This is a genomic window from Arthrobacter sp. TE12232, assembly GCF_054062615.1.
Map to the genome: position 1 here is coordinate 215944 of NZ_JBSSFK010000001.1, position 13805 is coordinate 229748.

Annotated in this window: 12 protein-coding genes; 7 read left to right on the plus strand and 5 right to left on the minus strand. The window is 65.2% G+C overall.

Annotated elements, in window-relative coordinates:
* Positions 1-94 precede the first annotated feature (94 nt).
* Positions 95-1648 carry a hypothetical protein gene (locus tag ACVWZ7_RS00935; RefSeq protein WP_116765833.1) on the plus strand — a complete coding sequence of 518 codons (1554 nt, stop codon included), beginning with the start codon at positions 95-97 and terminating at the stop codon, positions 1646-1648.
* A 110-nt stretch (positions 1649-1758) separates the two neighbouring features.
* Here ACVWZ7_RS00935 and ACVWZ7_RS00940 read toward each other — a convergent pair whose 3' ends face one another.
* Positions 1759-2589: a class II glutamine amidotransferase gene (locus ACVWZ7_RS00940; protein ID WP_344367847.1), complete on the minus strand. Its 831-nt coding sequence runs from the start codon at positions 2587-2589 to the stop codon at positions 1759-1761.
* A gap of 295 nt (positions 2590-2884) precedes the next feature.
* Between ACVWZ7_RS00940 and ACVWZ7_RS00945 the strand changes: the two genes are divergently transcribed.
* The 4 genes from ACVWZ7_RS00945 (at position 2885) to ACVWZ7_RS00960 (ending at position 5763) form a co-directional block, all read left to right on the plus strand.
* Positions 2885-3316 carry a hypothetical protein gene (locus ACVWZ7_RS00945; RefSeq protein ID WP_456506611.1) on the plus strand — a complete coding sequence of 144 codons (432 nt, stop codon included), beginning with the start codon at positions 2885-2887 and terminating at the stop codon, positions 3314-3316.
* 95 nt (positions 3317-3411) lie between these two features.
* Positions 3412-3798 (plus strand): SHOCT domain-containing protein, encoded by a 387-nt coding sequence (locus tag ACVWZ7_RS00950; RefSeq protein ID WP_116765836.1) that lies wholly within the window; start codon positions 3412-3414, stop codon positions 3796-3798.
* A 105-nt stretch (positions 3799-3903) separates the two neighbouring features.
* The gene (locus tag ACVWZ7_RS00955; protein WP_116765837.1) at positions 3904-5058 is read left to right on the plus strand and encodes an AI-2E family transporter; all 1155 of its coding nucleotides are present in this window, start codon (positions 3904-3906) and stop codon (positions 5056-5058) included.
* A gap of 39 nt (positions 5059-5097) precedes the next feature.
* The gene (locus tag ACVWZ7_RS00960) at positions 5098-5763 is read left to right on the plus strand and encodes a GAP family protein (RefSeq protein WP_456506612.1); all 666 of its coding nucleotides are present in this window, start codon (positions 5098-5100) and stop codon (positions 5761-5763) included.
* Positions 5764-5784: 21 nt separating this feature from the next.
* Here ACVWZ7_RS00960 and ACVWZ7_RS00965 read toward each other — a convergent pair whose 3' ends face one another.
* The gene (locus ACVWZ7_RS00965) at positions 5785-7380 is read right to left on the minus strand and encodes an MFS transporter (protein ID WP_456506613.1); all 1596 of its coding nucleotides are present in this window, start codon (positions 7378-7380) and stop codon (positions 5785-5787) included.
* A 417-nt stretch (positions 7381-7797) separates the two neighbouring features.
* Between ACVWZ7_RS00965 and ACVWZ7_RS00970 the strand changes: the two genes are divergently transcribed.
* Positions 7798-8451: a LysE family translocator gene (locus ACVWZ7_RS00970; RefSeq protein ID WP_456506614.1), complete on the plus strand. Its 654-nt coding sequence runs from the start codon at positions 7798-7800 to the stop codon at positions 8449-8451.
* A 186-nt stretch (positions 8452-8637) separates the two neighbouring features.
* Positions 8638-10506, plus strand: coding sequence for an alkyl/aryl-sulfatase (locus ACVWZ7_RS00975; RefSeq protein ID WP_456506615.1), 1869 nt, complete (start codon positions 8638-8640; stop codon positions 10504-10506).
* A gap of 24 nt (positions 10507-10530) precedes the next feature.
* On the opposite strand, the gene ACVWZ7_RS00980 is transcribed toward ACVWZ7_RS00975, so the two are convergent.
* The 3 genes from ACVWZ7_RS00980 to ACVWZ7_RS00990 all read right to left on the minus strand — a co-directional run bounded on the left by ACVWZ7_RS00980 (position 10531) and on the right by ACVWZ7_RS00990 (position 13784).
* Positions 10531-11172, minus strand: a complete 642-nt coding sequence (locus tag ACVWZ7_RS00980; RefSeq protein ID WP_456506616.1) for a PRC-barrel domain-containing protein — start codon at positions 11170-11172, stop codon at positions 10531-10533.
* Between the two features lie 133 nt (positions 11173-11305).
* On the minus strand, positions 11306-12505 hold the full coding sequence (locus ACVWZ7_RS00985) for an SLC13 family permease (RefSeq protein WP_456506617.1): 1200 nt from the start codon (positions 12503-12505) through the stop codon (positions 11306-11308).
* A gap of 136 nt (positions 12506-12641) precedes the next feature.
* A complete protein-coding gene (locus ACVWZ7_RS00990; RefSeq protein ID WP_456506618.1) occupies positions 12642-13784 on the minus strand; it encodes a hypothetical protein in 1143 nt (380 codons plus the stop codon).
* Positions 13785-13805 lie beyond the last annotated feature (21 nt).

Consider the following 13805-nt stretch of genomic DNA (forward strand, 5'->3'; position numbering starts at 1 on the left):
CGGAGCGGACAATCAAAATTGTCACGAGTGCCCAACCGTGACCGGCTGTGACAACGGGCCGGCGCGACGAGTTGCTATAGAGGCGGAGCCCGTCATGTCCCTCCACGATCAGTCCCCGAGCCCCAGCAGCCCGGAACAGGAAGAAATACTGCGGCTCCGGGCGGAGGTCGCCCGGTTGCAGCGCGAGCGGGACGACGCCAGGACGGCTCCCCCCAAGCCTTCCCGAACGCATCCTGGGCTGGCCCGACGGATCGTGGCCATAGTACTGGTGGTCCTTACTGCCGTGTTCGCCATCGGCGCGGTACCGGCCCTTTACCTGCGCAGCGAAGTCCTCGATACCGATCACTATGTGGCCACCGTGGCACCGTTAGCCTCGGACCCCGCGATCCAGGCAGAGATCGCCGACAAGGTAACCCAACAGATCACCGACGCGGTGGACATCCAGGCCATCACCCGGGATGCCCTGAACGAACTCAGCAAGACGGCGCCGCGTGTGGCCGCGGTGGTCACCGGGCTGGCTCCGGTGATTGCGGAGCAGACCAAGAACCTCATCCATACCGCCGTCTCCAAGTTCGTGGCCACTCCGCAGTTTCAGGATCTTTGGATTCAGGTGAACCGGGTGGCGCATCAGAGTCTGGTGAACCTGGCCACGGGGAACACAGGCGGCACCGTCAGCATTGACCAGAACGGGACGGTGACGATTTCCACCAAGGAGATCATTGCCCGGGTCAAGACCCTCCTGGTCCAGCAGGGGGTCGGCATCGCCGAGCGGATACCGGAGGTTGACGCGCAGATCGCACTGTTCCAGTCGCCTGAACTGGTCCGGGCCACCACGGCGATCAGGACGCTGGATCAGACGGCCCCCATACTGGCGTGGCTGACGGTCATCAGCGCCGTGGGTGCAATCGCGGTGGCCCCGCGCGGCCGGAGGCGCAGCACTACCAGCGGCGTCGGTTTGGCCGTCGCCGTGGCCATGGCGTTGCTGGCGCTGGGACTTGTTATCGGGCGGAGCATCCTGCTGAACTCAATTCCGCCGGACACCGTCTCCCCGGCGGCGGCTCAAAGCCTGGTCGAAACACTCCTGGTGCCTCTGCGGACCAGTGTTCGTTTGGTCTTCGCCGTGGGGCTCCTGATTGCATTGGCAGCCTTCCTGACCGGCCACTCGCGGCCCGCGGAGTTTGTCCGGCACGGTCTGGCGACCGCGGGAGACTACATCAACGGGAAAGTCGGCGCCGACCAGGTCAGGCCTTGGCAGCTCTGGCTGGCTCGTTACCGGCGGATCCTGGACTCGGTCATCATCGGAACAGCGGTGCTGGTGCTGATCTTCTGGCAGGACCCGACGGCGGCTGTCGCCATCTGGACGGCGGTATTTGCCGTCCTGGCCGTTCTGTTGGTTGAGCTGCTGTGCCGCCCCGCAGTTGCTCCGGGCGCCGAAGCGGTCGTCGGAACGGGCGCCGCATCCGTCGGCTTCGGTGCCGGAGCCGCGCCCGCCCCTCAGCCCGTCAGTGGATCAGGTGCCGAAACCACTAGCTCCGGTGCCGAGCCAGCACCCGGCCCCGCCAGTGGATCGGTGACTGCGGGTGGTCCCCCTGAAAAGTTGAATCCCACCCTTCCGATCCCCAGGAAGACTGACTCACCCGAGGACTGACGTCTGGTGAGGAACGTACGCGTGACGGGTGCGCGGCCCTGCGTGGCCCGGCGGGCCAGCCACTTGCTGATCCTGGCAGGGGGCAGGCAGGGGGCAGGCAGGGGGCCGACTCAGGCGGCTGCGGGCGAGAACGGGAGCAGGTCTTCCCCGCCGCCGTGGACCACGACGCACGTTGACTCCGGGACTTCCCGCCATGCTCCGACCAAATCCCCCAGCGGCTCGGAGACCACCAGGCGCGCGTCGTCGGCGAGTGCGTGGAGCATCGGGTTGTCCGGGTACTGGGTGCGGAGCGTCGAGACGTCGGTGCTGTGGAACAGCGACCGTGATCGGCCTTCGCTCGAGTAGCGGAAGGCCCACGTGGTGTCGCCGTCGGTGGTAGCCACCGTCATCTGAATCGGGTGCTCAATGCCGTGGCGCCGGCCGACGTCTTCAATGAGCCCCACCGCGGCAGCGACGGCCGAAGGCGGGTCCTTCTCCAGGCCGAAGGTGAGCGCCAGGAAGAAGAACAGCTCCGAGTCCGTGGCTCCCTCGATCTGCGGAAAGAGCGAGGGCTCGACGGCAATGGCGAGGTCTCGTTTCACGGCCGGAAAGTCCTTGAGGAGCCCGTTGTGCATCCACAGCCAGCGGCCGTGGCGGAACGGATGGCAGTTCGTCTGCTGGACCGCCGAGCCGGTGGAGGCCCGGATGTGCGCGAAGACCCGGCCTGCTGATGCCTGGGCGGACAGTTCGCGAAGGTTGCGGTCGTGCCAGGCCGGCTCTGTACTGTGAAACAACCCGGGATACGGCTCTGAGCCGTACCAGCCGACGCCGAAGCCGTCCCCGTTGGTGGTTTCGACTCCCATGCGTGCGTGTTTGCTCTGCATCACGAGCGAGTTGGCGGGTTTGTACAGAAGCTCCTCAAGCCTCACTGGTGAACCCGAATACGCTAGCCAACGGCACATGGCATCCTCCCTCTGGTGTGGACAGCAGTCCATCACGGGACCACGGCCGGCACATCATCACCCTGGGGTGATTCGGCGTCGCAGGCTTCGCCGCCCCAAGCGGAGGGCCCTGCGTAACACGCCAGCCGGGACCTCCGAACGTAGGGAAGTTCCGACGACGCAGGCGGCCTCAGGATCACCCCCGGCGGGTGAGGCGTCTACGCTGCCCGAAGCCAACACTGGTGATACCTGCCAGTGCTTGCGCTGCCAGGCGCGAGTCTATGGAGAGTGGAACCTACGGAGAGAGGGGCCTCCAATGTCGAGACCACCATCAGTCGCCACGCGAATCATCGCGCTCGCGGCAGCCCTCGGCTTGCTCGCCGGCTGCAGCACCACCAGCCCCAGCACTACCCCGACGCCAACCGTTTCACCGGTGTGCGCCGCCTCCGCGGCCTACTCCACAGCCCTGACGAACTTCAAGGACACGCTCAAGAGAGGCTCCACGCTGGAGCAGATCCGGTCGGCGCGGGACGAGGTCGTAAAGACTTTCGACGATCTGGTCACGGCCGCCGGGGACGTCGCCAAGGACCGGGTGGATGCCGTCAAAGCTGCTGAAGACAAATTTACTTCCGCAGTGAAGGCCGTTCCCGATAGCGCCACCCTGAATCAGGCCGTGAACTCGCTCCGGGATGAAGCTGCCAACGTGCAGGCGGCCGTCAGCGACCTCACGAATGAGGTCAAATGCTAGGCCCGGCCGGCAGGGTTATCTGCGCTCACGTCTATATCCCCCACCCACGGCCGCGTTCCCGCCAACGCCGCACCAATTGAAAGCAAGGAAGCCAAATGAACTTCTTCGAGAACTTTTGGAGTATTTTCTGGTGGTTGTTCTGCGTCTATGCGATTTTCGCTTTCCTGTGGGCGCTGTTCATGGTGATCGGCGACCTCTTCCGTGACCACGAGCTCAGTGGCTGGTGGAAGGCCGTATGGATCGTCTTCCTTGCCTTCGTACCGTTCCTGTCCCTGCTGGTGTACATGATTGCGCGCGGCAAGGGAATGACGGAGCGGTCAATGGCACAGGCCCGCAAGAGCCAGGAGGCAACTGATGCGTACATACGCCAGGTCGCCGCAGCGAGCCCGAGTGAGGAGATCGCCAAAGCCAAGGCGCTCATGGACGCGGGAACCATCAGTGCGGCCGAGTTCGAGCGGATCAAGAGCAAAGTAGTCGCCTGACGCAGAGGGGGGATCCCTTTCTGACGGGGAGCAAGCCGCAATGATCTCACTACTCATCACGCCCCCTCGCCTAAACTAGGCCCAGGCTGAACCAAGGAGGGCTCAATGGAGCCGGCATCATCGGAATCCGACCCACGTCCAGCCCTCCCCCGCACCGTCACCATATTGCTCGCCCTGGCTGGCGCGGCTGTGGTGGCGTTCGGCCTTGGCGCGATGAGGGGAATCGTCACCCCGGTATTTTTTGCGTTCGTGCTCACTTTGTGTGTTCATCCCATTCGCCGCTGGATGCAGGCTCGGGGAATTTCCCGGGGCATAGCCACGGGAACCACGATTGCCGCCGTCTTCGGGTTGCTGATCGCTTTCGCCGCAATCCTCATTGCCTCCCTCGCCCAGTTCTCAGCGCTGCTGCCGCAATACGCTCCCCAGGTGGCCCAGCTCGGCGCTTCCCTCGCCGCGACGCTGGAGTCTGTAGGTTTCGGACCGGAGCAAGTCCAGGAAGTCCTCAACGGGTTCACTCCGGGCCGCATTATCGGGTTCCTCGGCGGCCTACTGGGGAACATAGCGAGCCTGGTGGGCAGCCTCGTGATCATCCTGACGATGCTCATTCTCATGGCGGTCGACGGCTCGCGCGTACCCGCCATCCTGACCCATTTGACCTACCACCGGCCGGCAGTGGTCTCCGCCTTCATCGGTTTCGGAACCGGCGTGCGCCGCTATATGGTCGCCACTACGGTCCTCGGGATCGCCCAGGGCCTGTTCAACTGGCTGGTCCTGGTCATCCTGCAGGTCCCCGGAGCCCTGCTCTGGGGTCTGCTGTCTTTCATCTGCAGCTTCATCCCCAACATTGGCTACTTCATCGCGATCGTCCCGCCGCTGTTCTTTGGGTTCCTCACCGGTGGCTGGCCGACCGTTGTGGCCATCATCATCATCTATGGCGGGATCAACAGTGTGATCCAGTCCATCATTCAGCCGAAGTACGTGGGCAACGCAGTGTCGCTGAGCGAGACCCTGACCTTTGTTTCAGTCCTTTTCTGGGCCGTGGTCCTGGGCCCTGTCGGCGCCATCCTCGCCGTCCCTCTGACCCTCTTTGCCCGCGCCATCCTGCTCGATTCGGACCCGTCCATCTCATGGTGGCGGCCATTGACGGGCGACAAGAAAGACGTGGCACTGCTGCTTAAACAGGAAGACGAGGCGATCCGTGCCCGCCGTGGACGGCCGCGGCCAGGCCGCCCTGACGCCGGCAACGCACCGAAGGCATGACGTGCCGTCAGGGTGTCTCCCGGGGCAGGTGACAGCCACATGTTGAGCACCCTCACCAGCCTGGTGCTCTTCGCCATCGCGGGAGCGATGAGCACTGTGCCCATAAGCGTCACGATCATGATTCTGCTATCCCCGGATCCCCGCCGAGGAGCCCTGCCGTTCCTGATCGGCAGCCTCTCAGGATCAATCGTGGTGGTGGGACTTTCAGCTGTCGGGCTGCAACTATGGCCCGGCAGGCCCCGCCTAAATCAGGACGAATGGCTGGCTCAGGTTGGCTTTGTGATCGGCGCCGTCCTGCTTGGCTACTCCGTGTACCTCTTCGCGAGCAAGAGCAACCGGGACAACGCCATGCTGGGCAAAATGAAGTCGAGGTTCCACTCCGCCCGGCCCTGGGAATTCGTCGTCCTGGGCCTGGGCATGAACCTGCGGCCCAAGGCACTCCTGCTCGCCGTCACGGCCGGTGCCCTGATCGGCGTGCGGGAGCTGCCTACCCTGCAGGAAAGCGTGCTCGTCCTCGCCTACGCCGTTGTGACCCAGTCAGCCGTCGTCGTTCCAGTCGTGGTTTGGCTGCAGTCCCCGGAGCGTGCGCAAGTACCTCTCACCGCCCTCTACGACTGGCTGCAGCGCAACGGCCGCAAGATTGCAGCCATCGCAACGCTAGTGATTGGGCTGCTCATCGTCGGCTACAGCCTTTCGCTGCTCTGACTTCTGCTGCCGCCCAGACCCTCAATCCAGGATCGCGCCTTCGCCGGTGCCGGAGGGCTTGGGATCGGGAAGCCGCATCATGCGGAAGGAAATAACGAAGCCCGCGACACTGGCGAAGATCGGAATGAGCAGCCCGATCTGCAGGGCGATGGGCCTTGCCTCCGTGTTGATGCGGATGATTTCGGCCTGGATCTCCGCCGGCTGGCCGACGAGGAGCCCCGCGAGCTGGGTGTTGCTGAGGACCTGAGCGTCCTCTTCCAGCGCCTGCGCAACCTGTTGCTGCTCCGCGGGCGGCAGTACCGTGCTCGAGGTCGCCAGGCCCGTGAAGACGGACGCGAGCGATGCCAGCATGATGGCGCCGGCAAACGCGAGTCCGAACGACAGCCCAAACGATCCGGCCGCTGAATTCACGCCCGCGGCCTCGCTGACGCGCTCGTCCGAGATTGGAGACAGGGTGTAATTGTTCAGCTGCGACACCAAAAGGCCAAGTCCGCAACCGGCAATGATGAGGGGAACCAGGAGCCACCAGCCGGAGTCCGCACGCGGCACGACTGGCAGGATTGCGAGCAGCCCAGCCAGGAGGAGAATGAAGCCCCACCGGATAATGCCTGCCGGGCGCCGCTTCCCTGACCGCTTTCCGGCGAGCATTGCTATGCCGAACATGCTGAGCGAGAGCGGTGCAATGGACAAACCGGCCTGCATCGCGTTGTATTCGAGCACCATCTGCAGGTAGATCGGCAGCACGATCATGGTGCCACCGAGGGCGATCTGCTGGAGCATTTGCTGCGTGGCGCCGAGCCGGAAGGCTTTCGACCGGAAGAGTCCCGGGTCCAGCAGCATCGGTTTGTTGCGCCGTTCGCGCCGCAGGAGCCAATAGAACAGCCCGACCAGTCCGGCCGCACCGACGATCAGGAGCGCGCCAACAGCTTCGCCGCCCTCCTGCCAGACCAGGATGCCAAGGACAACGCCACCCATACCGACGACGGAAAGGATCGATCCAACGACGTCGACCTCCCGGGGTCCCGTATACGGGACATCTCTAACGAGCCTAATTCCGGACAAGACGACGGCAATGATCACCGCTTCCAAGAGGAAGGCGACACGCCAGGAGAGAAATGTCGTGATAAACCCGCCGAGCAATGGTCCGACGGCGGCGGCGATCGCCGCCGAGGCGCCCACAAGAGCGTAGACCCGCTTCCGGGCCTCGCCGTCGAAGTTGCCGTGGATGAGCGACTGCATGGCGGGGAGCAGGAGCGAAGCGCCAAGGCCGCCGACCACCGCCCAGAAAATGATGATCGCGGTGATGCTCTGGGCCAGCGTCATCGCCACCGCGCCAACCGCGTAACCGCACAGACCCAAGACGTAGGCTCGCTTGCGTCCGATGAGGTCGCCCACTTTGCCGCCGATCAGGATGAAGGCTGCGGACACCAGCGCTTCCAGGGCGATGGCCGCTTGCAGGTCGCTGACCGTGCTGTTGATGTCCTTGACCACTGCGGAGATCGAGACGTTCATGATCGACGTGTCGACGACCAGCACGAACATGGCCATCGCCAGCAACAAGGCGAGCCGCTGGTTGAACTGCACCGGCTTGGCCACGGCGTCGTGGGGAGAACTCATCGCGGGCCACACCCCCGGCTCGCCGCGTCTGGGGTCGTTTCACAACCGGACATGTTGCCTCCTTTAACGATGACGGTGCTGGCGCACCCGTCGTCATGGTCCTGCCGGAACGTGTCCTGCCAGCGGCCATCGTAGTGGGATGTCTATGCCAACCTAGCTTTTCGCCTGCGTGACGGAATCATGCCTTGGGGGTGAGGTGTCGGCTTCGCGGTCCGGGCTCGTCAGGGAAGCACGTCAGTCACACCGGGATGGCCTAAGGTGTAAGACTGCCCGGGCTTTGTTGCCGGACAGATCTTCCCGCCCCATTGAACTACCCGAGCACTGAACAGTCCGATTACTGAACCACCCGAATACTGATCCACTCGAATACTGATCCACTCGAATACTGAACCACCCGACGCCAGGAGGCAACCCGCGATGGTCGAGCAGTTAACGGCCTTTGTCTTGACCTGTCTCGTCGTCGTACTGGTCCCCGGTCCCGACTTTGCGCTGGTGCTCCGGAATGCGGCCTGCGGCCCTCGCTCGGCAACAGCGGCCGCCGGCGGAATCATGGTTGGCAACACAATTCTTGCCTTGCTGGCAGTTTTCGGTATCACGGCGCTCCTGGGAGCCTCAGAGATTCTTGGGACCGGGATCAAGATCGCCGGGGCCGCGTACCTGCTCTATCTGGGAGCCCGCGCGCTCGCGGAGGCGTTTGCCAGCAACATGAGCCCACCCATCCGGGCCGGCCGGCCGGCGGCACCGCGGGCCAGCCGCCGGTTTCGCGGGAGTTCGCCGTTCGTACAGGGCATGGTCAGCAACCTGCTCAACCCGAAAGTCGCCGTCTTCTACTTGTCGCTGTTCCCGCAATTCAATTTCGCCCCGCTGCCGTCCCTTGCCCAGCACACCGTGATGGCGGATATTTTCCTGCTGATCGCCCTGGCCTGGTACGTACTTCTCCTCAGCGGGCTGAAGAAAGTGACTGCATTCCTGGCCCGGCCCCGGACCAAGCGGATCATCGTCGCGGGTTCGGGCGCGGTCCTTGTGGGGGTTGGCGGCACAATCCTGACAAAGACGCTGGCCTCCGCTTAGCCCTACCGCCCACATGCACGGGCGCGTCTACGCGCCCCCGCACGGGCACGGGCACGGGCACAGGCACGGACCCAGGCACAGGCACAGGTCACGGTCACCGGGTCACCCGAAACGGGTGATGGCCGGCGCTTCGGTGGTATGCCACGATGAACGCCCATGGTCCTTCGGAGGGGATGGCGAAATCCTTTGACCCACAAACCAGCCGAGCGGGCCATCGTGGCCGCTCACCAGAAGCTTTCCGAGACGCTGCCGTTCGCCGACGCATCCGATACCGAGGACTCGGCACGCGGTTTCATCGCGGCCCTGAGTCCCGCAGTGGTCCACGCTGCCGACGGGAGGGTGGTGTGGGACAACGACAAATATTCGTTCCTTAGCGGGGCGGCCCCCACCACCGTGAATCCGAGCCTCTGGCGGCAGTCGGGGCTGGTTGCGAAGCAGGGCCTCTTTGAGGTGGTGGAGGGAATCTACCAGGTCCGCGGCCTCGACCTCTCGAATATCACCTTTGTGGAAGGTGACACCGGGGTCATTGTGATCGATCCACTTATCTCAACCGAGACAGCGGCGGCGGCGCTCAAGCTCTACCGGTCGAACCGGGGTGAGAGGGCTGTTGTCGCCGTCATCTACACGCACAGCCACGTCGACCACTTCGGCGGCGTCTTCGGCGTTGCCACCCAGAAAGATGCCGACGCCGGGGGCATCGCGGTGATCGCCCCGGAGGGCTTTGTGGAGCACGCTGTCTCGGAGAACGTTTACGCCGGCACGGCCATGGGACGCCGGGCCGGCTACATGTACGGCGCCGCACTCGCGTGCGGCCCGCAGGGCCAGGTCGGAGCCGGCCTCGGCCAAACAACCTCGACGGGCGAAATCGGGCTGATCGTGCCGACGCTTGAGATCAGCGAGACCGGCGAGCGCCATACTGTGGACGGTGTCGAGATCGAATTCCAGATGGCCCCCGGGACGGAGGCCCCGGCGGAAATGCACTTCTACTTCCCCCGGTACCGCGCCCTGTGCATGGCCGAAAATGCGACGCACACGCTGCACAACCTGCTCACCCTCCGCGGGGCGCTGGTCCGCGACCCTCACGTTTGGTCCACATACCTGACGCAGGCGATCAGGATGTTTGGCATCCGGACCGACGTCGTCTTCGCCTCCCATCACTGGCCGACGTGGGAAACGGACCGGATCCTTTCCTACCTCTCAGTCCAGCGCGACCTTTATGCCTATCTCCACGATCAGACGGTCCGATACATCAACCAGGGGTACACCGGGGCCGAAATCGCCGAGATCATCGAATTGCCGCCGGCCCTAGCGAACGCGTGCCATGCCCGGGGCTACTACGGTTCGGTCAGTCACAATGTGAAAGCCATCTACCAGCGCTACATGGGGTGGTTCGACGGAAACCCGGCCAGGCTCTGGCCGCACCCTCCCGCGGAGCTCGCCGCCCGCTATGTGGACGCGATGGGCGGCCTGGATCACGTCGTGAGCACCGCGCGGGCTGCCTTTGAGTCCGGTGACTTCCGTTGGGCAGCCACGTTGCTCGACCACGCGATTTTCGTCGACGCCGGCCACGCCGCGGCGCGGGAACTGTATGCGGACACGCTGGAACAGCTCGGTTACGGCGCCGAGAACGGAACGTGGCGGAACTTCTTCCTCTCCGGCGCAACGGAGCTCCGGGACGGCAACTTCGGGACACCCACCGCGACGGCGACACCGGCGATCGTTGCCCAGCTCACCCCCGAGCAGCTCTTCGGTTCCCTCGCCATCTCGGTGAACGGCCCCAAAGCCTGGGACCTGGACCTCTCGCTCAATGTCACGTTCACTGAACTCGACGCCGCGTACCATGTCACCCTCCGCAACGGCGTACTGATCAGCGACCGGCTGGCCGGCGAATCTGCCGACGTCGAGATCCGGCTCACGAAGAACAGGCTGCTGGCCCTGCTCGGCGGGGACACCACTTCGGAGGGCATCAGCCTGAGTGGCAGCAGCGCCGTCCTGCCGGCACTGCTGGGGGCACTGGACTCCGGAGACCCGGCGTTCAACATCGTTACCCCATAGCTGGGCAGCTCCGCACAACCGCGCTTATCGCACCGGAGCCTGTTCCTGCGGGGGCGGGGGGCCGGGCGGTGGCGGTGGCCCGTGACGCGGCATGGGGTGCGGAGGCACATGCTTTCGCAGATGAGGCGGTGGTGGCTGGTGCGCCAGCCCACCATGAGGCGGTGGCGGGGCGCCTTGCGGCAAAGGCTGCGGGGGAAGCTGACCCGCGTGCCTCGCCCCGGCGGCATCGGTCACTCCTTCGTCGGCCGCGGAGTCGGCCGTCGATTGTGCCGCCGCGGTCTCCCCGGTTGACGGCGGGGAAACGCCCGGGCTTGTTCCGACGGCGGATCCCTCGCCAGCGGTGTCGCCCACCAGCCCGTAGTAGCGGTAGAGCTCCTGTTCCTGGGTCTCCGTGATGACGCCGCGGTCGCTGTCGATGCGCGGGCCGTTCTTGATCGTGTCCTTGGCGAAGGCAACCCTGATCACGGATTCCTCGAGACTGGCCCCGGAAAGCGGGGCGAAGGACTCGGACATGCCGAACAAACCGGTCCGCACGGTGACGAACGCCGGATCACCGGAATCGCCGCTGGTGAAGATCTGTTCCACGGAGCCGATTTTCTCCCCGTTGGCGTCCACCACGATGCCTCCGTTGAGGACGATATTGTCAATGTCCTGCAGGCTGAGCATGGAGGCACCTCCGTTGTCGTTAGCGCAGGCCCCGGATACCGTGGGCGGCCGCACTTCATTCTTGCCGGTTTGCTCCGATCCGGTAAGTGCAGATCCGGTACCTGGCCGGTGCCTGGTCCAAGCACCGGCCGGTTCACGGCTGGACTGCGGCCAGTGCCAAGGCTGCGGCGACTACTGTCAGGGGTGCGACGATCAGACCGAAGATGGCGTAGCCCTTCCACGTGATGAGGACATTCATCCGCACCAGCCGCTCGTGCCAGAGCAGGGTGGCCAGCGACGCCCACGGGGTGATGAGCGGGCCGGCATTGACTCCGATCAGCAACGCCGCCATGCGCTGCGGCGTCTCCGCCAGTGGCTCGGCCAGCAGGTAGGCAGGCAAATTGTTCAGCAGATTGGAACCGACCGCACCCGTCGCGGCCAGCCGAAGCAAGTCCGGTGTCCCTTGGCCTTGCCCGGCCAGTTGACTCAGCAACGCGGGAGCGCCCAGATGCCGGATGGTTTCCATCACCAGGAAGAGGCCGGAGGCGAACAGGAGCAGAGACCAGGGAACCAAAGAGACTTTGAGCACCCGCGGCCGCCGGAGCGCGAACACGACTGCCAGTACGACGGCGGCAGCCAGCGCCGGGATCCAGACCGGGACTCCTGACACGAGTGCTGGCAGGAGCAGTGCCAGCACGAGTGCGCTGGCGCCGAGCAGAACCCGGTCGGTCGCTGCGGCCCCGGATCCTCCGCCGGCGGGCTGATCAGTCCTGATCCGCCCGACCCGTATCCTCGAATAGCGCTTGCGTAGGTCGCGGCGGAAGACGATGCCGACGAATACCAGCGGCACGACGATGGCGGCAACGGATGGGGCCCACATCAGGGCAGCGAAGGCGGCGGGACTGGTCCCGCCCAGGCTGTGCTGGGCTAAAAGGTTCGTCAGATTTGAAATAGGCAACAGCAGGCTGGCCGTGTTGGCCAGCCACACAGTCGTCAGCGCGAAAGGCAGCGCCGGCAGGCCTGCCTGCCGGGTCACGCTGACTACCACCGGCGTCAGAAGCACCGCTGTTGTGTCCAGGGACAGGAAGATGGTGCTCAGCGTCGCGAATGCGGCCAGGAACAGCCACAGGATAATGCTGCGCCCGCGGCCCCAGTGCCGGAGCCTGCGGGCGGTCCAGAGGAAGACGCCGGCCTCGCTGGCCAGCTCCGTCACGATAGTCATGGCGACGACGAAAAGCAGGACTGGAGCCACCCGGTCGATGAGGGCGGCCACGTCGGCCAAAGGCAGCGCCCCGGCGACAATCGCCACGGCACCGGCCACAAGCAATACGGCTCCAACGATCGCCAGGCGCATGAACGGAGTCTAATCCCCCTGACCGCCGGCCTTCAGGGAGTCTCTCCCCCGCCGTCTGCGACGGATGGGATGGCCGCGGCATCTTCTGGCGGTTGCCGCGTGAACAAGGGCCGGCCGCAGGACCGCCCGGCCGCACTCACGGTTCGGCCGCCGTCCCGTCCGTTGCGTTTGAAACAGGCTGGCCTGATCCGGAGCGTTGTATCTGCGGCCCGGCCGGCCGGTCGGCCTCGAACAGGTCCGCGCCGAGCCGGTCGGCGTCAACGGCGGCAAGGTTGCGGATCAGGACGATGAGCCACGAGAAGATCAACAATCCGGCGATGAGCTCCACCGCGGTCAGGTTGTAATAGCCGACCGGGAACCACAGCACCGCGGCGACAATGATGGCTGCCAGGAACACCCACCCGAGCGCCGCGAAGGCGGGCGAGATGGAGGGAATGAGGGCCCGGATGCGGACAATGAGCGACGCGAACACCACCACCATGCCGGAGGCAACCAGGGTGTGGATCCCGAAGCGCTCATCGACCGGGAACACTCCCACGCCGGCGAGGAACACGCCGATCAGGACGATGCCGCCTTCGAGCAGTCTTACCCGGTGAAGTGCGGCCGGGGTGTTGGCGCTCGCAGCGAGCGTCGCCGTCGAATATCCCGCCAGGGTGGTGACCACGACACCGCCGACGATCAAGGTGAAGTTGAACGTCGCCCCGGAGACGTCCGAGCTCATGCCGAGGGCGCTGAGGTGCTTCTGCCACCAGAGGGGGTCCGCTGCCGTCAGCATGCTCGTGAGGACACCTGTGACGAGGAAACCGGCGAGGAGTGCGGCGAGCCGGTAGGCGGTCATGCCGAGCGCGGACAGGTACGCGACGTAGGCGCTGATGGCCCCCGCACCCCCGACCAGGACGGCGGCCGCCACCGGGTAGAGGACCGCGCCGATAAACGCTTGCTGGAAGATCCAAAAGAGCGCCAGCCAGCCGAGCAGGAACATACACGCGTGGGCCAGCGCGAGGGCGCCGACGTCGATCGCACTACGCGTCCGGCCACCGCGGAACTGCGGTGACACCGGCGTCGGGCGTTGCAGACAACCGGCCACCACCGCCGCGGCACCAAGAACCGCCGTGCCGATCGCCGCAATGTCACCGGCCGATCCTCGTCCGGACAACGCCACAGGTTCCCGCCCGACGAGCAGAAGTGCGACGCCGCCGAGGACTACGAAGCCCACGCTGCCGACGAAGAGCGCGCGTGCCTCGGACGTGACGGCGGCATGCTTGTTCCGGACTAACATCGCTCACTTCGATTCGCTGGC